At 61.7% G+C, this 23720-nt stretch carries 17 protein-coding genes; 9 read left to right on the top strand and 8 right to left on the bottom strand.

The features are described 5' to 3' along the window. Window positions 1-24 precede the first annotated feature (24 nt). From prpC to prpD, 4 genes are all read left to right on the top strand, one after another. Entirely contained in the window at window positions 25-1152 is a 1128-nt protein-coding gene (gene prpC / locus A462_RS24680) for a bifunctional 2-methylcitrate synthase/citrate synthase (protein WP_008432675.1), read from the top strand. 201 nt (window positions 1153-1353) lie between these two features. Then, window positions 1354-3948 (top strand): Fe/S-dependent 2-methylisocitrate dehydratase AcnD, encoded by a 2595-nt coding sequence (acnD, locus tag A462_RS24685; RefSeq protein WP_008432674.1) that lies wholly within the window; start codon window positions 1354-1356, stop codon window positions 3946-3948. Window positions 3949-3990: 42 nt separating this feature from the next. Beyond that, complete coding sequence (gene prpF / locus A462_RS24690; RefSeq protein ID WP_008432672.1) at window positions 3991-5181, top strand: 2-methylaconitate cis-trans isomerase PrpF; 1191 nt, start codon at window positions 3991-3993, stop codon at window positions 5179-5181. Between the two features lie 166 nt (window positions 5182-5347). Beyond that, the gene (gene prpD, locus A462_RS24695) at window positions 5348-6832 is read left to right on the top strand and encodes a 2-methylcitrate dehydratase (RefSeq protein WP_008432670.1); all 1485 of its coding nucleotides are present in this window, start codon (window positions 5348-5350) and stop codon (window positions 6830-6832) included. Between the two features lie 113 nt (window positions 6833-6945). Here the strand turns inward: prpD and A462_RS24700 are convergent, their stop codons facing one another. From A462_RS24700 to A462_RS24730, 7 genes are all read right to left on the bottom strand, one after another. After that, window positions 6946-8268 carry an ABC transporter ATP-binding protein gene (locus A462_RS24700; protein WP_008432668.1) on the bottom strand — a complete coding sequence of 441 codons (1323 nt, stop codon included), beginning with the start codon at window positions 8266-8268 and terminating at the stop codon, window positions 6946-6948. 14 nt (window positions 8269-8282) lie between these two features. Beyond that, window positions 8283-10028 carry an ABC transporter permease gene (locus tag A462_RS24705; RefSeq protein WP_003214988.1) on the bottom strand — a complete coding sequence of 582 codons (1746 nt, stop codon included), beginning with the start codon at window positions 10026-10028 and terminating at the stop codon, window positions 8283-8285. 227 nt (window positions 10029-10255) lie between these two features. Beyond that, window positions 10256-10984 (bottom strand): alanyl-tRNA editing protein, encoded by a 729-nt coding sequence (locus A462_RS24710; protein ID WP_003214990.1) that lies wholly within the window; start codon window positions 10982-10984, stop codon window positions 10256-10258. 2 nt (window positions 10985-10986) lie between these two features. Further along, window positions 10987-11979, bottom strand: a complete 993-nt coding sequence (locus A462_RS24715; RefSeq protein WP_003214992.1) for a serine O-acetyltransferase — start codon at window positions 11977-11979, stop codon at window positions 10987-10989. Between the two features lie 22 nt (window positions 11980-12001). Continuing rightward, entirely contained in the window at window positions 12002-12916 is a 915-nt protein-coding gene (locus tag A462_RS24720; RefSeq protein WP_032899029.1) for a PLP-dependent cysteine synthase family protein, read from the bottom strand. Window positions 12917-12940: 24 nt separating this feature from the next. Continuing rightward, on the bottom strand, window positions 12941-14800 hold the full coding sequence (gene moeB, locus A462_RS24725; protein WP_008432662.1) for a molybdopterin-synthase adenylyltransferase MoeB: 1860 nt from the start codon (window positions 14798-14800) through the stop codon (window positions 12941-12943). A 1-nt stretch (window position 14801) separates the two neighbouring features. Further along, entirely contained in the window at window positions 14802-15695 is an 894-nt protein-coding gene (locus A462_RS24730; RefSeq protein ID WP_166742189.1) for a DMT family transporter, read from the bottom strand. A gap of 150 nt (window positions 15696-15845) precedes the next feature. Here A462_RS24730 and A462_RS24735 point away from each other — a divergent pair, with 150 nt between their 5' ends. Then, the gene (locus A462_RS24735; RefSeq protein WP_032899027.1) at window positions 15846-17270 is read left to right on the top strand and encodes an aminotransferase-like domain-containing protein; all 1425 of its coding nucleotides are present in this window, start codon (window positions 15846-15848) and stop codon (window positions 17268-17270) included. 190 nt (window positions 17271-17460) lie between these two features. Here A462_RS24735 and ppsR read toward each other — a convergent pair whose 3' ends face one another. Further along, window positions 17461-18279 (bottom strand): posphoenolpyruvate synthetase regulatory kinase/phosphorylase PpsR, encoded by an 819-nt coding sequence (gene ppsR / locus A462_RS24740; RefSeq protein ID WP_003215001.1) that lies wholly within the window; start codon window positions 18277-18279, stop codon window positions 17461-17463. 178 nt (window positions 18280-18457) lie between these two features. Between ppsR and ppsA the strand changes: the two genes are divergently transcribed. From ppsA to A462_RS24760, 4 genes are all read left to right on the top strand, one after another. After that, the gene (gene ppsA, locus A462_RS24745; protein WP_003215003.1) at window positions 18458-20833 is read left to right on the top strand and encodes a phosphoenolpyruvate synthase; all 2376 of its coding nucleotides are present in this window, start codon (window positions 18458-18460) and stop codon (window positions 20831-20833) included. Between the two features lie 107 nt (window positions 20834-20940). Further along, on the top strand, window positions 20941-21930 hold the full coding sequence (locus A462_RS24750) for an alpha/beta fold hydrolase (RefSeq protein WP_008432653.1): 990 nt from the start codon (window positions 20941-20943) through the stop codon (window positions 21928-21930). Window positions 21931-22152: 222 nt separating this feature from the next. Then, on the top strand, window positions 22153-22644 hold the full coding sequence (rraA, locus tag A462_RS24755) for a ribonuclease E activity regulator RraA (protein ID WP_003215007.1): 492 nt from the start codon (window positions 22153-22155) through the stop codon (window positions 22642-22644). 25 nt (window positions 22645-22669) lie between these two features. Then, complete coding sequence (locus A462_RS24760; RefSeq protein WP_003215009.1) at window positions 22670-23665, top strand: zinc transporter ZntB; 996 nt, start codon at window positions 22670-22672, stop codon at window positions 23663-23665. The last annotated feature ends 55 nt before the right edge of the window (window positions 23666-23720 follow it).

Below are 23720 nucleotides of genomic sequence, written 5' to 3'. Positions count from 1 at the left end.
ATAACTACAAGATTGGAGATAACCATGGCCGAAGCAAAAGTACTCAGTGGAGCTGGCCTGCGTGGCCAGGTTGCCGGGCAAACCGCACTGTCCACCGTGGGCCAGGCCGGTGCCGGCTTGACCTATCGCGGCTACGACGTGCGCGAACTCGCCGCCGATGCCCAGTTTGAAGAAGTCGCCTACCTGCTGCTCTACGGCGAACTGCCGACCAAAGCCGAACTGGCCGCCTACACCGCCAAGCTCGGCAAACTGCGCGACCTGCCCCAGGCGCTGAAAGAAGTGCTGGAACGCATCCCCGCCGACGCGCACCCGATGGACGTGATGCGCACCGGTTGCTCGTTCCTGGGCAACATCGAGCCGGAGAAAGACTTCAGCGTGCAGCGCGACGTGACCGACCGCCTGCTGGCCGCGTTCCCGGCGATCATGTGCTACTGGTACCGCTTCAGCCACGACGGCCAGCGCATCAACTGCGTGACCGACGAGCCGAGCATCGGCGGGCACTTCCTGCACCTGCTGCACGACAAGAAGCCCAGCGACTTGCACGTCAAGGTGATGAACGTGTCGCTGATTCTCTACGCCGAGCACGAATTCAACGCCTCGACCTTCACCGCCCGCGTGTGTGCGTCGACCCTGTCGGACTTGTATTCCTGCGTGACTGCCGCCATCGGCTCCTTGCGTGGCCCGCTGCACGGTGGTGCCAACGAAGCGGCGATGGAGATGATCGAGCGTTTCTCTTCCGCCCAGGAAGCGGTGGAAGGCACCCTCGGCATGCTGGCGCGCAAGGACAAGATCATGGGCTTTGGCCACGCGATCTATAAAGACAGCGACCCGCGTAATGAAGTGATCAAGGCCTGGTCGAAAAAACTCGCCGACGAAGTGGGCGACACCGTGTTGTTCCCGGTTTCCGAAGCCATCGACAAGACCATGTGGGAGCAGAAGAAACTGTTCCCCAACGCCGACTTCTACCATGCCTCGGCGTACCACTTCATGGGCATCCCGACCAAGCTGTTCACCCCGATTTTCGTCTGCTCGCGGCTGACAGGATGGGCAGCTCACGTGTTCGAGCAGCGTGCCAACAACCGCATCATCCGTCCGAGCGCCGAGTACATCGGCGTTGAGCAGCGCAAGTTCGTGCCAATCGAACGTCGCTGAGTGGAGAAACCGCTGATCTTGGGGTGAAAACGGATCAAAAAGGTGGGAGCGGGCTTGCTCGCGAAGGCGGTGTGACAGTCGCCATGTGTGTTGAATGACACACCGCCTTCGCGAGCAAGCCCGCTCCCACATTTTGATCGCATTCCACCTTGGATCAGCACCGGTTCTTCCTTTTGCAACTACCGTGACCGAGTCCTGACGATGAACACTGAACACCGCAAACCGCTCCCCGGCAGCCGCCTCGATTTCTTTGACGCCCGCGCGGCAGTCGATGCAATCACCCCCGGCGCCTACGCCACACTGCCGTACACCTCCCGCGTACTCGCGGAAAACCTGGTGCGTCGCTGCGACCCCGCAACCCTCAATGCCTCCTTGAGCCAACTGATCGAACGCAAACGCGACCTCGATTTCCCATGGTTCCCGGCCCGCGTGGTGTGCCACGACATCCTCGGCCAGACCGCCCTGGTGGACCTTGCCGGCCTGCGCGACGCCATCGCCCTGCAAGGCGGTGACCCGGCCCAGGTCAACCCGGTGGTGCCGACCCAACTGATCGTCGACCACTCCCTGGCCGTCGAAGCCGGTGGTTCTGACCCGCAGGCGTTCGAGAAAAATCGCGCCATCGAAGACCGTCGCAACGAAGACCGTTTCCACTTTATCGAGTGGACCAAAAAGGCCTTCAAGAACGTCGACGTGATCCCGCCGGGCAACGGCATCATGCACCAGATCAACCTGGAGAAAATGTCTCCGGTGATCCAGGTACGTGACGGCGTGGCCTTCCCGGATACCTGCGTCGGCACCGACAGCCACACGCCTCACGTTGATGCCTTGGGCGTGATCGCCATCGGCGTTGGCGGCCTTGAAGCAGAGAGCGTGATGCTCGGCCGCGCCTCGTGGATGCGCCTGCCGGAAAGTGTTGGCGTGGAGCTGACGGGCAAGCTGCAACCGGGCATCACCGCCACCGACATGGTGCTGGCGCTGACCGAGTTCCTGCGCAAGCAGAAGGTCGTCGGTGCGTGGCTGGAGTTCTTCGGTGAAGGTGCTTCGGCGCTGACCCTGGGCGACCGTGCCACCATTTCCAACATGGCCCCGGAATACGGCGCCACCGCCGCGATGTTTTACATCGACCAACAGACCATCGCCTACCTGAAGCTCACCGGCCGTGAAGACGAGCAAGTCACCCTGGTGGAGCAGTACGCTCGCCACACCGGCCTGTGGGCGGACGACCTCAAGGGCGCGCAATACGAGCGTGGCCTGAGCTTCGATTTGTCCTCGGTGGTGCGCAACATGGCCGGCCCGAGCAACCCCCACGCCCGCGTCGCCACCAGCGACCTGGCGGCCAAGGGCATCTCCGGCCAGTGGGATGACGTGCCGGGGCAAATGCCCGACGGCGCGGTGATCATCGCCGCCATCACCAGTTGCACCAACACCAGCAACCCGCGCAACGTGATTGCCGCCGGCCTGCTGGCACGCAATGCCAACAAGCTCGGCCTGGCCCGCAAGCCGTGGGTCAAGTCGTCCCTGGCACCGGGTTCGAAAACCGTCGCGATGTACCTCGACGAAGCCGGGCTGACCACCGAGCTGGAGCAGTTGGGTTTCGGCGTGGTGGCGTTCGCCTGCACCACCTGCAACGGCATGTCCGGTGCACTCGACCCGGTGATCCAGCAAGAGATCATCGACCGCGACCTGTACGCCACCGCCGTGCTTTCGGGTAACCGCAACTTCGACGGCCGTATCCACCCGTACGCCAAGCAAGCGTTCCTCGCGTCGCCGCCGCTGGTGGTGGCCTATGCGATTGCCGGCACCATCCGTTTCGACATCGAAAAAGACGTGCTGGGCCTGGACGCCAACGGCAAGGAAATCCGCCTCAAGGACATCTGGCCAAGCGACGAAGAAATCGACGCGGTGGTCAAGGCGTCGGTCAAGCCGGAGCAGTTTCGCCAGGTGTACATCCCGATGTTCGCGATCCACGAAGACATTGGCCCGAAGGTCACGCCGCTGTACGACTGGCGCCCGCAGAGCACCTACATCCGTCGCCCGCCGTACTGGGAAGGTGCCCTGGCCGGTGCACGTCCGCTCAAGGGCATGCGCCCGCTGGCGGTGCTGCCAGACAACATCACCACCGATCACCTGTCGCCGTCCAACGCGATCATGCTCGACAGCGCCGCGGGCGAATACCTGGCGAAAATGGGCCTGCCGGAAGTCGACTTCAACTCTTACGCGACCCATCGTGGCGACCACTTGACCGCGCAGCGCGCCACCTTCGCCAACCCGAAACTGTTCAATGAAATGGTGGTTGAAGACGGTAAGGTCAAGCAGGGTTCGCTGGCGCGCCTGGAGCCGGAAGGCAAGGTCACGCGCATGTGGGAAGCCATCGAAACCTACATGGAGCGCAAGCAGCCGCTGATCATCATTGCCGGCGCCGACTACGGCCAGGGTTCGTCCCGGGACTGGGCGGCCAAGGGCGTACGCCTGGCCGGTGTTGAAGCGATTGCCGCCGAAGGTTTCGAGCGCATCCACCGCACCAACCTGGTGGGCATGGGCGTGCTGCCGCTGGAGTTCCTGCCGGGCACCGACCGCAAGACCCTGAAGATCGACGGCACGGAAACCTACGACGTGATCGGCGAACGCACCCCGCGTGCGCAACTGACGTTGCTGATCAACCGCAAGAACGGCGAGCGTGTCGAGGTGCCGGTGACCTGCCGGCTGGACACGGCTGAAGAAGTGTCGATCTACGAGGCGGGCGGCGTGTTGCAACGTTTTGCCCAGGACTTCCTGGAATCGGCTGTAACTGCCTGATAACTGCGGCCGGGGTCAACGCCCCGGCCCATGAGGACCACCATGGCACACGTACCGCAGATCAAGATTCCCGCCACCTACATGCGTGGCGGCACCAGTAAAGGCGTGTTTTTCAGCCTCAAGGATTTGCCCGAGTCGGCCCAGGTGCCGGGCGCGGCGCGGGATGCGTTGTTGTTGCGGGTGATCGGCAGCCCCGACCCGTATGACAAGCAAATCGACGGCATGGGCGGCGCGACTTCCAGCACCAGCAAAACCGTGATCCTGGCCAAAAGCACCCGCGCCGATCACGACGTGGACTACCTGTTCGGCCAGGTGTCCATCGACAAACCGTTCGTGGACTGGAGTGGCAACTGCGGCAACCTGTCGGCGGCGGTGGGTTCGTTCGCCATCAGCGCCGGCCTGGTAGATGCCGCGCGCATTCCGCACAACGGCGTGGCCGTGGTGCGGGTGTGGCAGGCGAATATCGCCAAGACCATCATCGCTCACGTACCGATCACCGACGGTGCGGTGCAGGAAACCGGCGACTTCGAACTCGACGGCGTGACCTTCCCGGCCGCCGAGGTGCAGCTGGAATTCATGGACCCGGCGGCGGAAGAAGAGGGCGGCGGTGGCTCGATGTTCCCTACCGGCAACCTGGTGGATGACCTGGACGTGCCGGGTGTCGGCACATTCAAGGCGACGCTGATCAACGCCGGGATTCCCACCATCTTCATCAACGCCCAGGACCTGGGTTACACCGGTACCGAGTTGCAGGGCGCGATCAATGGCGACCCCAAGGCCCTGGCGATGTTTGAAACCATCCGCGCCCATGGTGCGCTGCGCATGGGCTTGATCAAACACCTGGACGAAGCGGCCCAGCGTCAGCACACGCCGAAGGTGGCGTTTGTGGCGCGGCCTGCGGACTACGTGGCGTCCAGCGGCAAGGCGATCAGGGCGGGTGATGTCGACCTGCTGGTGCGGGCGCTGTCCATGGGCAAGTTGCACCACGCGATGATGGGCACGGCGGCGGTGGCGATTGGCACGGCGGCGGCGATTTCCGGCACGCTGGTGAATTTGGCGGCGGGCGGCGTGGAGCGTAATGCAGTGCGGTTCGGGCATCCCTCCGGGACGTTGCGCGTAGGCGCCGAGGCCAGCCAGGTCGACGGTGAATGGGTCGTGAAAAAAGCCATCATGAGCCGCAGTGCGCGAGTGTTGATGGAAGGGTTCGTACGCGTCCCCGGCGACGCTTTCTAACCGATCGTTCCCACGCTCTGCGTGGGAATGCATCCCGTGACGCTCTGCGTCACCCTTGCGCCGTACGGGACGCGAAGCGTCCAAGGCGGCATTCCCACGCAGAGCGTGGGAACGAACACCCTGACCCTGAGGATGGACCACACCTAACCCACTTTGGAGTACTGCCATGAGCGCCAACGTCGACCAGAACAACCGCCCCGACTACGACCAAGTCCTGCAGGACATCGCCGACTACGTACTGAGTTTCAGGATCGAATCCCGCGATGCCCTCGACACCGCCCGCAACTGCCTGATGGACACCCTCGGTTGCGGCCTGCTGGCCCTGCGTTTCCCGGAGTGCACCAAGCACCTGGGGCCGATCGTCGAAGGCACGGTGGTGCCGTTCGGCGCACGGGTGCCGGGCACCTCGTTCCGCCTGGACCCGGTCAAGGCCGCATGGGACATCGGCTGCATCGTGCGCTGGCTCGACTACAACGACACCTGGCTTGCCGCCGAATGGGGTCACCCTTCCGATAACCTCGGTGGCATCCTCGCGGTCGCCGACCATCTCTCGCAAAAACGCGTGGCCAACGGCGACGCACCGCTGACCGTGCGGGCAGTGCTTGAGGCGATGATCATGGCCCACGAAATCCAGGGTGTGATTGCCCTGGAAAACTCCTTCAACCGTGTCGGCCTTGACCACGTGCTGCTGGTGAAAGTCGCCTCCACCGCCGTCACCGCCAAGCTGATGGGCGCCAACCGTGAGCAACTGCTGTCGGCCCTGTCCCAGGCGTTTGTCGATGGCCAGGCATTGCGTACTTACCGTCATGCGCCGAACGCCGGTTCGCGCAAGTCGTGGGCGGCGGGGGACGCGTCGAGTCGCGGGGTGCGCCTGGCGGATATCGCCATGCGCGGCGAGATGGGCATTCCCGGTGTGTTGAGCGCGCCGCAGTGGGGCTTCTATGACGTGCTGTTCAGCCACACCAACAAGGACCTGGCGCTCAAGCCCGAAGACAAGCGCGCCTTCAGCCTGTCGCAGCCCTATGGCACGTATGTGATGGAGAACGTACTGTTCAAGATCAGCTTCCCCGCCGAGTTCCACGCACAAACCGCCTGCGAGGCAGCAGTCACCCTGCACCCACAGGTGAAGCACCGCCTGCATGAGATCGACAGGATTGTGATCACCACCCACGAATCGGCGATCCGGATCATCTCCAAGGTCGGGCAGTTGGCCAACGCTGCGGACCGCGATCATTGCCTGCAGTACATGACCGCCGTACCGCTGGCGTTTGGCAACCTGGTGGCCGAGCAATACGAAGATGAATTCCACGCGGCCCATCCGATCATCGATGAGCTGCGCGAAAAGATGGTCATCGTCGAGGAGCCGCGCTACAGCCGCGAATACCTGGAGGCCGACAAGCGCTCCATCGCCAATGCGGTGCAGGTGTTCTTCAAGGATGGTTCCAGCACCGAACAGGTGGCCGTGGAATACCCGATTGGCCACCGTCGCCGTCGGGTGGATGGCATTCCGTTGCTGGAAGACAAGTTCAAGGCCAACCTGGCGACCCGGTTTACCGCGCAGCGCAGTGCCGAGATTTTTGCGCTGTGCAAGGATCAGGCACGGCTTGAGGCCACTGCGGTAAACCGGTTTGTGGACCTGTTCGTCATCTGAAGAACACCACTGGTCAAATGTGGGAGCGGGCTTGCTCGCGAATGCGGTGGATCAGCCATATATGCATTGGCTGACACTCCGCATTCGCGAGCAAGCCCGCTCCCACATTAAACCTACATGCTGCCTTCCACATCATCCAGGCTGAACGTCTCGGTATGGTCGTCATAGGAGAAGATCTCCGCATACCGCCCCCAGGCCACCACGCTTTCCAGGGTTTTCTCCACAAAGGCTTCCGTCATCGAGTCTTCCAGTTCCTGCTCGAAGCGCACCCGTGGCGCCCGGTGGCCGCTGCGCTCAAGCAACACCTGGTGAATGCGCGCGGCCAATGGCACGTGGCGGATCAAGTGTTCGGCGAACAGGGTTTTACGCTCCTGGGTGCCGTAGTCGGCGAACAGTTTGCCGGCATCGGTCAGGGTGATATCGGCACCCTTGAGTTCGGCGAAGCCCAAATGCTCAAGCATCTCCGCCACCGGGAACAGATCGTCGACTTCCAGCAAACGCCGTTCAGCCACGGTCGGCAGGCCGGCGTGGCCGTTGTAGGGCTCGGCGGCCAGGGTTTCGATCAGGCCAGCCATCAGGTTGGTGGAGACTTCCGGCAACAGGCTGCCCATTTTCAGCTCAGGCAAACCTCTGCTCGCGTCGGCGCTGCGGCGGTCGGTCATCAGGGCGTAGATGTCGTCGACCATTTGCCGGAAGGTCGGGTCCAGGCGGTTGCGCGGGTGGGCAAACGGCACCTTGATCTCGGCCACCACCCGGCCAGGGTTGGACGACAGCACCAGGATACGGTCGCACATCAGCACCGCTTCTTCGATGTTGTGGGTCACGATCAGGATCGACTTGATCGGCAGTTGCTTGCCGCTCCACAGATCCAGCAAGTCGGTGCGCAGGGTTTCAGCGGTGAGCACGTCCAGCGCCGAGAACGGTTCGTCCATCAGCAGCAGGGTCGGGTTCACCACCAGCCCGCGGGCGAAACCCACGCGTTGGCGCATGCCGCCGGACAGTTCGCGCGGGTAGGCGTTTTCAAAACCGTCCAGGCCGATCAGGTCGATGGCCGCCAGGGCGCGCCTGCGGGATTCCTTGCGCTCGACCTGCAAGGCTTGCAGGCCGGCCTCGACGTTTTCCAGCACGGTCAGCCACGGGAACAGCGCGAAGGTCTGGAACACCATGGCCACGCCTTCGGCCGGGCCGGTGAGTGGCGCGCCGTTGTAGCGCACTTCGCCCGACGACGGCTGAATCAGCCCGGCGATGATGCGCAGCAAGGTCGACTTGCCCGAGCCGGACCGGCCGAGCATGCCGACAATCTCGCCTTCGTGCAGGCTCAAGTTCACGCCGCTGAGGACTTGCAGCTCGTCTTTACCTTTGCCGAACACCCGGTTCACGTTTTTCAACGAGTAGATTTCCGGAGTGTCGGCGGCATGCTCGGTATAGGTAGTCATCACAGCGAGTCCCATCAATTCAGACGAAGTTTGTTTTCAGCCATGGCGTACATCGGCCGCCACACAGCGCGGTTGAACGCCACCACGAAGATCGACATCACCACCACGCCCAGGGCGATCTTCGGGAAGTCGCCGGCCGCGGTGGTTTGTGCGATGTAGGCGCCCAGCCCGTGGGCGACCACGTTGTCGTGGCCCCAGGACACGTACTCGGACACGATACTGGCGTTCCAGGCACCGCCCGAGGCGGTAATCGCGCCGGTGACGTAGTACGGGAAAATCCCCGGCAGCATCACCTTGCGCCACCACAACCAGCCGCGAATGCGGAAGTTGGCGGCGGCTTCCTTGAAGTCATTCGGGAACGCGCTGGCTCCGGCGATCACGTTGAACAGGATGTACCACTGGGTGCCCAGCACAATCAGCGGGCTCAGCCAGATATCCGGGTTGAGGTTGTAGTGCAGGATCACGATGACGAACACCGGGAACAGCAGGTTCGCCGGGAAGGCCGCAAGGAACTGCGCCAGCGGCTGGATTTTTTCCGCAAGCGCAGGGCGCAAGCCGATCATCACGCCCAGCGGCACCCAGATCAGCGAGGCGATCAGGATCAGGCCGACCACCCGCAACAACGTGATCAGCCCTAGCACGAATACATGGCCGACTTCGGCCAGGGTCACTTCGGTGCCGACGTACTGCACGATGTGGTACAGCGCATAAGCGGCCAGCAGCGCGATGAGTGCGCCCCATACCCAGTCGATCACTTTTGACGCTTTCGGGGTTTCTGCCGGCAGCGCCTTGAGTGCACCGCCCGCCAGGCTGAAGCGCTTGTTGCCAATGCGGCTGATGGCGCGGGTGACAGGCCGCAGGATGCGCTGGACGATGCGCGTGCGCTGGATCAGGTTCAGCAGCCAGGATTGCGGCGCGGCACCCTGGGAGGCGGTGGTTTCCATGCGGAATTTGTCGGCCCAGGCCACCAGCGGGCGGAACAGGAACTGGTCGTACATCAGGATGACCACAATCATCGCCAGGATCACGTAACCCACGGCGTGCAGGTCTTTCTGGGCAATCGCCAGGGCCAGGTATGAGCCCACGCCCGGCAAGGTGATGGTCTTGTCGCCGACGGTAATGGCCTCGGAGGCGACCACGAAAAACCAGCCGCCGGACATGCTCATCATCATGTTCCACACCAGCCCGGGCATGGCGAAGGGCACGTCGAGCTTCCAGAACCGCTGCCAACCGGAAAGTCGCAGGTTGGTCGACACTTCCACCAGGTCATGGGGCAGCATGCGCAGCGACTGGTAGAAGCTGAACGTCATGTTCCAGGCCTGGCTGGTGAAAATCGCAAAGATGGCCGCGAACTCCGCGCCGAGCACACGCCCGGGGAACAGCAGCAGGAAGAACGTCACTGTGAACGAGATGTAACCCAGCACTGGTACTGATTGCAGGATGTCGAGCACGGGCACCAGCAGTTTCTCGGCGCGCCGGCTTTTGGCGGCCAGGGTGCCGTACAACAGGGTGAACACCAGCGCTGCAACCATCGCCGCCAGCATGCGCATCGTGGTGCGCATCGCGTATTCCGGCAGGTTGGCCGGGTCCAGCGAGATCACTTCACTCTGCAAGGTGGCGATAGGCGCCCAGGTTTCCCGCGCAGTGATGGAGAAAAACAGTAAAAAGCCGATCACCAGGGGCAGGGCGACCAAATCCCAGCGGTTGGGTAGCAAGCGCAATGTGGATGCAGGGATGTAGTGACGGAACACTCTTTTCATAGGCAGTCATTCCTGCAGCGTTCAGGTTCAGGGGCGTGATGGGAGTGAGCTTAGCTGCTGCACGAATGACCCACCGAGAAGGGCGGGCGCTGTTTTCGCGAGTCAGGGGCAACGAGGCGTTGCTGGCGGGATTGTACGTTTCTGAATGTTACAAGCGCATAAATTTGCTGTCAGTTTCCTGTACGAACGGCGACTAGGGCGTCGGCGCCCCGGTCGTCGCTCGGCGGTTATTCAAACCGCAGGATCACCCTGCGATTGTGTTTGCTCTTCTTCTCGATTTTTTCGCAGAACACCCGGCCGATTTCCTCGGTATTGGTCACATGGGTGCCGCCGCAGGGCTGGATATCGATCCCGGCGATTTCAATCACCCGTACTGCCCCCTGGATGACCGGTGGCGCCACCGCCTGGGTGCGAGTGATCTGCAGCAGGGTTGAATACTCCGAGGCGGGCATGGACAGGGTTTTCACCCCATGAGCCTGTTCGATCAAGGCATTGAGGTCACGGGTGATGGTCTCTTTGTCGAGGGTCATTTCCGGCAGGTCGAAATCCAGGCGGCCCTTGTCGGCGCCGATGCTGCAACCGGTCACCGGAGCGTCGATGATCGAGCACAGGAGGTGCAGGCAGGTGTGCATTTTCATGTGCTGGTAGCGACGTTCCCAGTCCAGGCTGGCGTCTACCTGCATCCCGGCGGCCAGTTGCTCGGGGCAGTGTTCTACCTGGTGCCAGATGATCGAGCGCAGCACCGGGTCACGCACGGTGCCGGTGATGTCGACGCGGCTGCCGTCGGGCAGGATGAAATGACCGGTGTCCCCCGGTTGGCCGCCGCCGGTGGGGTAGAACAGCGTGTGCTCCAAGGCGATTCCCTGTTCGCTGACGGCAATCACCCGCGCACTGAAGGCATTCTGGTAAGGCGCGCTGTCGAACAGCGCGAGGGTTTCCATGGTGTGCACGGACATGTTCAACCTCCGACGATCAGTGGGCTGGCTTGCAGCAGGCGACGAACCATCGCGCTCAAGCCAGGAGGAGATAGCAGGGTGATTTCAAATTCGGGCCCGGTCACTTTCAGGTTCAGCGGCAGGCGCGGCGGGTAGGCGTTGGTTTCGATGTGCCGCAGGCGGAATTGCAGGTGATGACGTTCCTTGACTGTCGGCTCCAGCAGCAGGCCGGGCAGGGGATGAAAGTCAGCGTCCAATACCGTCACCTTGTGGCTGGCGTTGACTTCGCCCACCACGTGCAGGCGTTCGTCGAGGGCAAACGCGCCGAGGTAATTGCTGTGGTCCGACTCATCGTTTTTCTGCAACTGGATCTGGTTGACCACCTTGACCTTGGTGCCGGCCGGCACGTCCTGGGTGATCACGCAGGACGGGCTGATGAACACGTTGTCGCCGATCAGCACGTAACCGAGCACCCGTGCGCCGGAGCCGACTTCCACGTTGTTGCCCAGCCGCGGGTGGCGCTTGCCGTCCGGGTTGTTGGCGATGCCCCGGGCGCCGAGAGTCACGCCGCAGAGGATGTAGCAGTCGTTGCCGATCTCGCAGGTTTCACCGATGACCGTGCCGTAACCGTGGTCCAGCACAAAGCGCCGGCCGATCCGCGCTGCGGGGTGAATTTCGGCGCCGGACAGGATCTTGCCCTGGTTGCTCAGCTTCAGGGCGATGGCGGAAAACACGCCGTTGTTCTTGTCCGGGAAATTCCACACCAGGTGCGCCAGGCGGTAATACAGCACGGCCTTGAACGAGGCGTAGGACTCCAGGATCAGCTCTCCGCGCCCACGGGACGCCGGGTCGCGCCAGGCATAGGCGATCAGGTCTTCGGCCACCGCCTGGGCCGCCGCCTGGATCAGCGGCGCGAGATGCGCCTCCAGCTGCTTCAACTGCGCAGGCGTAAGCGTGGTGATGAGGTGGGTGAGCAACTCATCGTGCAGTTGTTGCATGTCGATAAAGCCCCCCATGGAGGCACCCCCGCAATAGTTGTTATTCAAAACAGGGCAGATAGCTGTCGGCACTGTCGTAAACCATGGTCAGCACGACGGTGTCGGTGGGCAGCTCCGGCGCCAGCTTGGCGATGGCTACCATGTTGGCGGCCGACGACAGCCCGAGGCTGATGGCGTCGGTGCGCATGATGCGTTTGATCATGTCGAGGCATTCCTGGCGCGACACCTTGAGCATTCCGTCAATGATCGCGACGTTGAGAATGCTCGGGATCAAGCCGATCGACAGGCCCTGGATATGGTGCGGCGCATGGCGGTCGCTGAGCAGGTCGCACTCTTCCGGCTCCACCCCCATCACGCGGATCGCCGGCCAGGTGCTCTTGAGGGTTTCGCCGATGCCGGTGATATGGCCCCCGGTGCCGATGCCGCTGACGAAGTAGTCCACACGCAGCTCGCCGAAGGCGCGGATGATTTCCCGGGCGGTGGTGTCACGGTGGGTCTGCGGGTTGGCGCCGTTGCGCTGCTGGTTGAGCATCACGTAGCTGGGGTTTGCCAGCTGCAGCTCCATGCACTTTTCGCCGTGGGAATTGTTGCCCAGGCGGCTGTCCGACAGCACCACCCTGGCGCCGTACAGGCGCAGCAGTTTCTGCTTCTCGGGGCTGTAGTTGTCGGGGATCACCAGCACCACTTTGTAGCCCAGCACGTTACCGGCCATCACCAGGCCGATGCCGGTGTTGCCACCGCTGGGCTCGATGATGGTCTGGCCTGAGCCACGAATCAGAATGCCCCGGCGCTCGGCGTCGAGGATCATGCCCAGGGCGATGCGTGCCTTGTGGCTTCCGCCGGGGTTGAGGGATTCCAGCTTGGCGTAGACCTCGATGCCGAGGTCTTCGGAAAACTGTTCCAGGCGCACGATGGGCGTTTGGCCAATGGCGTCGAGTATCGAGTTATGCAACATCAAGTAAGAGCCCATGGCCGCTGATCAGTACAAAGGCATGTCGGGTTCGACGTCGCGAACCCAGTGTTTCATGCCACCTTGCAGTACTTTTGTGTTGGCGAATCCGGCGGCCAGCAAGGTGCTGGCGGCTTGCTCCGCGCGGGTCCCGGCGTAGCAGATGAGGTAGTGGGTGTTGTCGCGGCTGAGGTTGGCGAGTTGCCCGTCGAGCTCGGCCAGCGGGATGTGCACCACCCCCGGCAACTTGCACACTTCCAGCTCGCTGGCGTCCCGCACATCCAGCAGTACGTCGGCCTTGCTGTGTTGCTCGAGCAGTTGCTTGAGCACCCGCGGCTTGATGTAGCGCTCTTCAGCCAGCGACGGTTGGCTTGGCAGGGCGTCGGCGCAGACGGCGGGGGCGATGGTTTGGCTGTGGCGCAGTTCCGAGCAGCAAGGGCAGTCGGCGCGGCGCTTGAAGCGGATCTCGCTGAACTTCATCGCCAGCGCATCAAAGCGCATCAGCCGGCCCGAGAGTGGTTCGCCAATGCCGATCAGCAGCTTGATCGCCTCGGTGGCCTGGATCATCCCGACCACCCCGGGTAATACGCCGATGACCCCGCCGGCGCTGCAGTTGGGCGCCAGTTCCGCCGGTGGTGCCTGGGGAAACAGGCAGCGATAGCACGGCCCGCCTTTATAGTTGAGCACGCTGATCTGCCCGTCGAAGCGGTAGATGGCGCCGTACACCAACGGCTTGCCCAACTGCACGCAGGCGTCGTTGACCAGGTAGCGGGTTTCGAAATTGTCGGTGCCGTCGATCACCAGGTCATAGGCGCCCACCAGTTCCAGGGCGTTGTCGGTGTTGAAGGCGGTGTCGTAGGTGTTGATCTGGATGTGGCTGTTGAGGTCCTGCAAGCGCTGCTTGGCGGACTCGACCTTGGGCAGGCCCAGGGTGCTGTTGCCGTGGACGATCTGGCGTTGCAGGTTGCTGCTTTCCACCACGTCGAAATCCACCAGCCCCAGGGTGCCGATGCCGGCTGCCGCCAGGTACAGGCTGATGGGCGAACCGAGGCCGCCGGTGCCGATGATCAGCACGCGGGCTTTCTTCAGGTTCAACTGGCCTTCGCGGCCGACGCCGGGCAGGGTGATGTGGCGCACGTAGCGCTGCACTTCTTCGTTGCTCAGTTGGTCGACGTCCATGCCGCCGGAAGTGGCCAGCAACACTTCGATTTTGGCTTTTTCGGGCAACCGGTCGTTGGCGTCGATCAGTTCCTCTTCGGCGGTGAACAGGAAGTGTTCCTTGAGCTGGTTGTTCTCGTAGAGCAGGTGCGCCCGCAATTGCGGGTGCTCGATGCAGAGGTTTTCAATGACTTCGCGCAATGTCGATCCGGCACCCTCGAGGGTCGATGCTGGCAGCTTGGCCACGCGGACCAGGATGTCGGGGAAAGAGACAGCGTTCATGCACAACTCCGTTTGCAGGTCGTTGAAGGGTTTTTGGGCGAAGTGTTTGCCATCCCAGGCAAACAGCTTGGAACCTTGGGTCTTGCCCTGGCGAACATCCACCACCAGGTAGCTTACGGGGTAGATCGGCTCGCCCATGAAAAGGGCCTTGTCCTGGTCTTCGTCGCTGAAATACGCGCCGACGTCAGGGTGGGAGTGGTAGATCACCACCACCGGGTTATCACCGCGAAACGCCTTGTTCATCATCAGCGTGTCGGCCACCGAAAAGGTGTAGCCGTTGGCGGCGCTGCGTGGATACATCTCGGGGTTCTTGCGGTGCAGCTCGTTCTGGATGTTGCTGCCCAGGTACACGCTGCCATCGGCGAAAACAAAGCCGCAGCATTCCTCGGGGTAGCTGCGGTCGGCGTGGGCGTAAATCTGCTCCAGTGCGCTTGGGCTCAGGACCTTCATCTCAGTTTTTCTTCGCCAGGAGCTTTTCGATGGGCAGCTTGGTGATGGCAAAGCCGGCCAGCAGGATCGCCGAATACATCATCAGGTCCCTGGAAATCTGCACGCCCTCGTACCAGGCCCCGATGATCACCGCGAACACCGGGAAGATGATGAACACGAAGGACAGAATGATCGGGCTCAGGCGCTTGAGCAGCATGAAATACACGATAAAGCCGCCCACCGAGGCCACCAGCCCGAGGTAGAACAGCGCACTCCAGGAACGCAGGGTGATGTCTTCAAAGGTCGGGGTTTCAAACCACAGCCCCGCGACAAACAGCATCAACCCGGCAATGCCGATGGGCAGGGTGTTGTAGGTGATAACGCTGATCGCACTGCCTTGTTTCTTGGTAATCACGTAGCACAAGGCATGCATGATCGCCGCAGCCAGGATCGCCAGCACCCCGAAGAACTCGGCGTGGTCCAGGTGCAGGCCCTGGCTCTTGATGATCATGTACAGGCTGCCGAACCCGATGGCGATACCGATCACCTGGGAAAAGTAGATGCGCTCGCGCAGGAACAGCGCGGAGAAAATCAGGATAAACACCGGCATGCAGCTGAACAGCAGCGCGGTGAGGCCGGACGAGACATGCATCTCGCCGTAGTTGAGCAGGTAATACGGAACGCTGAAGTAGGACAGCGTCACAAACACGAAGAACCAGCGGCTTTCCCGGGGAAACAGGATCGGCTCGCGGCGCACCCAGGCGAAACACAGGAACAGCGGAAACGCGATCAGGAACCGCAGCCCGGCGGAGGTCAGCGGTGGCACGCTTTCCACAGCGATCTTGATGCCCAGCCAGGTAGTGCCCCAGCTGAGACACACGATCAGGAACATCACACTGGTAATCAGCCCGGCCAACCACTGCTTGTGAGTTTTTGTTTTTTCAGCATTTTCGAGAACGGCGGACATTGGCATCGTGACATTGCTTCCATGAGACCGAATTGACCTCTATATTGAGTGCCATGATTCGGTGATTGAACCCGTAAAAGCACACTATTAGGGCGAATGATGGCTGTCAAAACAAATATTGACATGGTGTCAATTATGCGAGAAGGACTCTCCAACGGGCAGGGCGTGAAGTACAAGCGCCTGTCCGATGTCATGGAGCGAGGCATCCTTGAAGGCTTGATTGAACCGGGAAGAAAACTGCCGCCTCATCGGGTGCTTTCCGACAATCTGGGGGTAACCATTGGCACCATCAGCCGCGCCTACGGTGAGCTGGAACGCCTGGGGCTGGTAGTGGCGCGGGTGGGCGACGGCACTTTCGTACGCAAGCGTGGGATGGAGCGCCAGCGGGATGAAGGCTTTCGCAACTTCAGCGACGAGCCGCGGCAATACTTTGATATGAGCCGCAACATGCACATCCCCGGGCAGGAGACCACGTTCCTGGCCCAGAGCTTCCAGACGCTGGCGAACAACGCCAAGTTCCTGCAGGACATCAGTGCCTACACACCGGATGCCGGGCTGCCGCGTTACCGGGCGGCGGGTGCGCAGTGGCTGGTGCAGCGGGATTTCCACCCGATTCCCGAGCAGGTGATTTGCGTGAACGGCGGCCAGCATGGGTTGCTCTGCGCAATGATGGCGCTGTTGCGAGCCGGCGATACGGTGGTGACCGAACAGTTGACCTATCCAGGGTTGATCACCGCCGCGCGCATGCTGGGCATCCGCCTGATCGGCCTGGAAATGGATGAAGAAGGGCTGCTGCCGGGGGCGCTGGATGAAGTCTGCCGCAATCACCGGGTGTCGGCGTTGTACTGCACGCCGACCATCCAGAATCCTACGACGGCGGTGCTATCGGTCGCGCGCCGTGAGGCGCTGGTCAAAGTGTGCCGCGAGCACAATCTGCTGATTCTCGAGGACGAGGCCCACGGTGTGCTGGTGGAAGACCGTCCGCCGCCCCTGAGTCATTTTGCCCCGGAGCGTACGATTCTGATCAGCAGCCTGAGCAAGGCGGTATCGGCAGGCTTGCGCGTTGGGTACGTGCATGCACCGCCGGCGCTGGTCAGCCGGATTTCTGCGGCCTTGCGTTCCACCTGCTGGATGGCCACGCCGGTCACCCTGGAACTGGCGACCCAGTGGATCGAAAACGGCACGGCGGAACACCTGTTGCACCAGCAGATCCAGGAAATCAGCCGCCGCAAGGCACTGGTGGAAGGTTTGTTGATCGGGCTGGAGTACCGCACTCACCTGAACAGCCCGCACTTCTGGATCGAAGTCCCGGAGCCATGGCGCGCGTCGGAAATCGAAGCGGAGTTAAAGCAGAACAATTACCTGATTGCGACAGCCGAAGCGTTCGCGGTGGGGCAGACGGCGGTGCCGCAATTCATTCGGGCGAGCATCTGCAATACGTCGGGGGATGATCAGTTGCTGCTGGATGGGTTCGATGCGCTGGCGACGGCGCTGGGGCAGGGCGGGGGGCGGTTTCACCTGTGAACCCAACAGCTTGTTGTGAACATGACCCCTGTGGCGAGGGAGCTTGCTCCCGCTGGGCTGCGAAGCAGCCCCAAAGCCATTCACTAAATACCAGTCGTCTGGTTTGCGACTGCTGCGCAGTCGAGCGGGAGCAAGCTGCCTCGCCACAGAAGCTCCCTCGCCACACAAGCACCTTGGCCAGAGCGCGGAGTTACTTGAACCGCCGCTCCACCCCTTTCTCCACCAGAATCTTCGCCGAAATCTCTTCCACCGAAAAATGCGTGGAATTGATGTGCGCAATATTTTCCCGGCGGAACAGATTTTCCACCTCCCGCACTTCAAATTCGCACTGCGCATAGCTGGAGTAACGGCTATTGGGCTTGCGCTCGTTGCGAATCGCCGTCAGGCGGTCCGGGTCGATGGTCAGCCCGAACAGCTTGTGCTGGTGCGCGCGCAGGGCGCTCGGCAGCGTCAGGTGCTCCATGTCGTCTTCGGTCAGCGGGTAGTTGGCCGCGCGAATCCCGAACTGCATGGCCATATAAAGGCAGGTCGGCGTCTTGCCGCAGCGGGACACGCCCACCAGGATCAAATCAGCCTTGTCGTAGTAGTGGGTGCGGGCGCCGTCGTCGTTGTCGAGGGCGAAGTTCACCGCCTCGATCCGCTCCATATAGTTGGAGTTATGGCCAATGGAGTGAGATTTTCCGACAGAGTATGACGAATGTTCACTTAACTCTTGTTCCAGCGGCGCCAGGAAGGTAGAGAAGATGTCGATCATGAAACCATTGGAGGTGGCGAGGATCTCACGAATGTCCTGATTGACGATGGTGTCGAAAATGATCGGACGAAATCCGTCTTTTTCGGCCGCCAGATTGATTTGTTGTACCATGGCTCGCGCTTTATCCACGCTATCGATATAGGGTCGCGTGAATTTGCTGAAGGTAATGTTTTCGAACTGCGCCAGCAGGCTTTGACCCAGGGTTTCGGCTGTAATGCCGGTGCCGTCGGAGATAAAGAAAGCAGATCGTTTCATTTGAGCCTTGGGCCTTAAGCTGATGACGAATCTTGGATATGATAGGCGCGATTTTGCCGTCCCGCAGTGGGCCGCATTCTCACTTATTTTCCAGGTCCAGGCCACAAACGCCGGTAACCGCTCCTACTGAGCCGCCGGCGTCCTGAGCTTTTCCAACACAGAAAGTGGAGAGATCACCTTGGTAGAGTACGTAGTTTCCCTCGATAAGCTCGGCGTCCATGATGTAGAGCACGTAGGGGGCAAGAACGCATCCCTGGGCGAGATGATCAGTAATCTTGCGGGTGCCGGTGTATCGGTGCCAGGTGGTTTTGCCACCACTGCCCAGGCTTACCGTGATTTCCTCGAGTTGAGCGGCCTCAACGATCAGATCCATGCCGCCCTCGATGCGCTGGACGTCGATGACGTCAACGCCCTGGCCAAGACTGGCGCCCAGATCCGTCAATGGATCATGGAGGCCGAATTCCCCGAGAAGCTCAACGCCGAGATCCGCACCGCGTTTGCCACGCTGTCGGCCGGTAACCCCGACATGGCTGTCGCCGTGCGCTCCTCGGCCACCGCCGAAGACCTGCCGGACGCCTCCTTTGCCGGCCAGCAGGAAACCTTCCTGAACATCCGCGGCGTGGAAAACGTGATCCGCGCAGCCAAGGAAGTGTTTGCCTCCCTCTTTAACGACCGTGCTATTTCCTACCGCGTACACCAGGGTTTCGACCACAAGCTGGTGGCCCTGTCTGCCGGTGTGCAGCGCATGGTGCGTTCGGAAACCGGCACCGCCGGCGTGATGTTCACCCTGGACACCGAATCGGGCTTCCGCGACGTGGTGTTCATCACCGGCGCCTACGGCCTCGGCGAAACCGTCGTACAAGGCGCGGTGAACCCGGACGAATTCTACGTCCATAAACACACCCTTGAAGCCGGCCGCCCGGCCATCCTGCGCCGCAACCTGGGCAGCAAGGCGATCAAGATGATCTACGGCGACGAGGCCAAGGCCGGTCGCTCGGTGAAAACCGTTGATGTCGACAAGGCCGAACGCGCGCGTTTCTGCCTGACCGACGCCGAAGTCAGCGAACTGGCCAAACAAGCGATGATCATCGAGAAGCACTACAAGTGCCCGATGGACATCGAATGGGCCAAGGACGGCGACGACGGCAAGCTGTACATCGTCCAGGCCCGCCCTGAGACCGTGAAGAGCCGCACCTCGGCCAACGTCATGGAACGCTACCTGTTGAAAGAAACCGGCACCGTGCTGGTGGAGGGCCGTGCCATCGGCCAGCGCATCGGCGCCGGCAAGGTGCGGATCATCAAGGACGTGTCCGAGATGGACAAGGTCCAGCCAGGCGACGTGCTGGTCTCCGACATGACCGACCCGGACTGGGAACCGGTGATGAAGCGCGCCAGCGCCATCGTCACCAACCGTGGCGGGCGTACCTGCCACGCGGCGATCATCGCCCGCGAGCTGGGGATTCCGGCAGTGGTCGGTTGCGGTAACGCCACCCAACTGTTGAAAGACGGCCAGGGCGTGACCGTGTCCTGCGCTGAAGGCGACACCGGCTTCATCTTCGAAGGTGAGCTGGGCTTCGATATCAAGCAAAACTCCATCGACGCCATGCCCGACCTGCCGTTCAAGATCATGATGAACGTCGGCAACCCGGACCGCGCCTTCGATTTCGCGCAATTGCCGAACGCCGGTGTGGGCCTGGCCCGCCTGGAGTTCATCATCAACCGCATGATCGGTGTGCACCCCAAGGCCCTGCTGAACTACGACGGCCTGCCGCCGGACATCAAGGAAAGCGTCGACAAGCGCATCGCCGGCTACAACGACCCGGTGGGCTTCTACGTCGAGAAGCTGGTGGAAGGCATCAGCACCCTGGCAGCGGCGTTCTACCCGAAAAAGGTCATCGTGCGCCTGTCGGACTTCAAGTCCAACGAGTACGCCAACCTGATCGGCGGCAAGCTTTACGAGCCGGAAGAAGAAAACCCGATGCTGGGCTTCCGTGGCGCCTCGCGCTACATCAGCGAAGCCTTCCGCGACTGCTTCGAGCTGGAATGCCGTGCCCTCAAGCGCGTGCGCAACGAGATGGGCCTGACCAACGTCGAAATCATGGTGCCGTTCGTGCGCACCCTGGGTGAAGCGAGCCAGGTGGTGGACCTGCTGGCTGAAAACGGCCTGTCCCGTGGCGAGAACGGCCTGCGCGTCATCATGATGTGCGAGCTGCCATCCAATGCCATCCTGGCTGAAGAATTCCTGGAGTTCTTCGACGGCTTCTCCATCGGTTCCAACGACCTGACCCAGCTGACCCTGGGCCTGGACCGCGACTCCGGGATCATCGCCCACCTGTTCGACGAGCGTAACCCTGCGGTCAAGAAGCTGCTGGCCAACGCCATCCAGGCGTGCAACAAGGCCGGCAAGTACATCGGGATCTGTGGCCAAGGCCCTTCCGATCACCCGGACCTGGCCAAGTGGCTGATGGAGCAGGGCATCGAAAGCGTCTCGCTGAACCCCGATTCCGTACTGGAAACCTGGTTCTTCCTGGCTGAAGGTCAAGCCCAGGCGTAATACGCAACACCCAAAAGTGCCGGTCAACCTTGCGGTTGGCCGGCATTTCTCATTCTGTACAGGGCGGAACTCCTTCCGGACGCCGCCCTTTTTTGTGCAAGAGCATTATGCAAAGCAGCAGCAACCTGTTTCCCGTCGCCTTGATCAGCGCTGAGCGTCGTGGCGACCTGAGTGAAGATGTGTATCGGCTGAAACCCGGCAACAGCCCTGACGGTACCGTCGAGCTGGCCGTGACCCGCCTGGGCCTGGCTGACGTCCCGGAAAACCGGGGCGTGCCGGTGGTTTTGTTGCATGGCAGTTTTTCCAACCGCCGCTTCTGGTACTCGCCCAAGGGGATCGGCCTGGGCGCCTACCTGGCGCGCGAAGGGTTTGACGTCTGGATCCCGGAAATGCGCGGTCACGGGCTGTCCCGGCGCAATCAGGACTACGCCAGGAATCGTGTCGCCGACTATGCTCGCTACGACTTGCCGGCCATTGCCGCCTTCGTGCGTGAGCAAAGCGGGCAGATTCCCCACTGGATCGGGCATTCCCTGGGTGGCACAACCCTGGCTGCGGCCTTGGGTGGGCAGCACCTTGGCGCGCCGGCAGTGGCCTCGGTGGCGCTGTTTGGCTGCCAAGTCAGTCGCACGCATTGGCCGTTGAAGTTGCCACCGGTGGAGTGGACCGGTCGCCTGCTCTTGAAACGTTTCGGCCAATTGTCCGGCGCTCGGTGGAAACGCGGCCCGGAGGACGAGCCGGCGGGTGTATTGATTGAAGCCATGCGCTGGAATGGGCTGTTCGGCCGCTTTGGCGAAGGTAAGCAGGATTGGTGGAAAGGCCTGGCCGAGGTTGACGTGCCGCTGTTGGCGGTGAGCGCCGCCGGCGATCACCAGGACCCGGACTGGGCCTGTCGCAAGCTCTTTGAGCAGGTCGGCTCCGGGCATCGCCAATACCTGTGCCTGGGGCGCCAGCAAGGGTTCAGCGGGGATTTCGGGCATGTCGAGATGCTCGTCAGCAAGGCCGCCCAGGCTGAAGTGTGGCCGCTGGTGACGCGCTGGTTGAAAAATCCGCTTACACCTTTGCTGGGGGCGCAGGCGCAGGAACTGGCAGCGGTTTGAGCGCGAGGCTCTATCAGGGGCGTTTCGCTTGTTTGCCGTAGAGGCTAAGATATGACGCGTTGGGTGGTTCTGGTCATATTCAGTCGCGCAGTGGGTCTTGCGTTGCTATCCGATGGGCCTGACTATTCGGCCCGGATTAAAGAACCTTCACGGCAAAGCGTTTCCAGATGTAAGTAAACAGTGGGATGTTTGACACCTTCTTTCACCTACAGGAGTTTCTCGATGAACCATTACCTTACCCCCGACCTGTGTGACGCCTATCCGGAGCTGGTGCAGGTGGTTGAGCCGATGTTCAGCAATTTCGGCGGCCGGGACTCCTTTGGTGGCGAGATCGTGACCATCAAGTGCTTTGAAGACAATTCCCTGGTCAAGGAACAAGCCGAGCTCAATGGGGCCGGCAAGGTGCTGGTGGTCGATGGTGGGGGTTCCCTGCGCCGCGCGTTGCTGGGCGACATGATCGCCGAGAAAGCCGCGAAAAACGGCTGGGAAGGGCTGGTGATCTACGGCTGCATCCGCGATGTCGACGTAATCGCCCAGACCGACCTGGGCGTGCAGGCCCTGGCCAGCCACCCGATGAAGACTGATAAGCGCGGTATTGGCGATTTGAACGTGGCGGTGACATTCGCCGGCGTGACCTTCCGCCCGGGCGAGTACGTGTACGCCGACAATAACGGTGTGATCGTCTCCCCCAGCCCGCTGAAGATGCCTGAATAAACAGCAGTAGCCGACAGGGGTGAGGATGTTCGAGGAAGAAAACGCGCAGTGGGGGCTGGTGCATGCCCTGGTGCTGGACGGTAAAGGTGGTGCGCGTTCGATTGCCCGGACAGAGCTTGATGAGCTGCAACTGCAGCCTCAGGAAAGCCTGTGGCTGCATTGGGACCGTAGCCATCCCCAGACCCAGACCTGGTTGCGCAAATCCAGCGGCCTCAGCGAATTCGCCTGTGACCTGCTGCTGGAGGAGAACACTCGCCCACGCCTGTTGCCGCTGCCGGATGCCGAACTGCTGCTGTTTTTGCGCGGGGTCAACCTCAATCCCGGCGCCGAACCGGAAGACATGGTCTCGGTGCGGATCTTTGCCTCGGCAGCGCGGGTGATTTCCCTGCGTTTGCGCCCATTGCGCGCCACCGACGAGTTGCTGGTGCAACTGGCAGACGGCAAGGGGCCGAAGACTTCCTCGGAACTGGTCCTGTATATGGCGCAGTACCTGACCAACAAGGTTCAGGATCTGGTCAGCGACTTGTCCGAAATCGTCGATATCGAAGAAGAAAAACTGGATGCCGACGAACGGTATACTCCGGAGCACGGCAGCGTTTTGCAGATCCGTCGGCGCGCCGCCGGGCTTAAACGTTTCCTGTCGCCGCAGCGGGATATTTTCGCGCAGTTGACCCGGATCAAATTGCCCTGGTTCTGTGACGACGATGCTGACTACTGGAACGAATTGAACAACAGCCTGACCCGCTACCTGGAAGAGCTTGAGCTGGCCCGGGAGCGCGTGGGGCTTGTGCTGGAGACCGAAGACCGGCGTTTGAGCCTGCGCATGAACCGCACCATGTACCGCTTCGGGATCATCACCGGGATCTTCCTGCCGATGAGTTTCCTGACCGGTTTGCTGGGCATCAATGTAGGCGGAATTCCGTTCTCCTCCAGCCCTTACGGGTTCCTGATTGCCTGCCTGATGATGGTCACGGTGGCGGTCGGGCAATGGTGGTTGTTTCGACGGTTACGTTGGGTTTGAGCTGAATGTGACCTGAACGTGGAAAGAGGTCATGTGACCCGAAGAATTTTACCCT

Origin of the sequence: Pseudomonas sp. Ag1 (genome assembly GCF_000278565.1) — a bacterium.
In the GTDB taxonomy this organism is placed as follows: Bacteria; Pseudomonadota; Gammaproteobacteria; order Pseudomonadales; family Pseudomonadaceae; genus Aquipseudomonas.
Note: the sequence above shows the minus strand (reverse complement) of the source record. Positions and strands in the feature narration are given on the sequence as shown.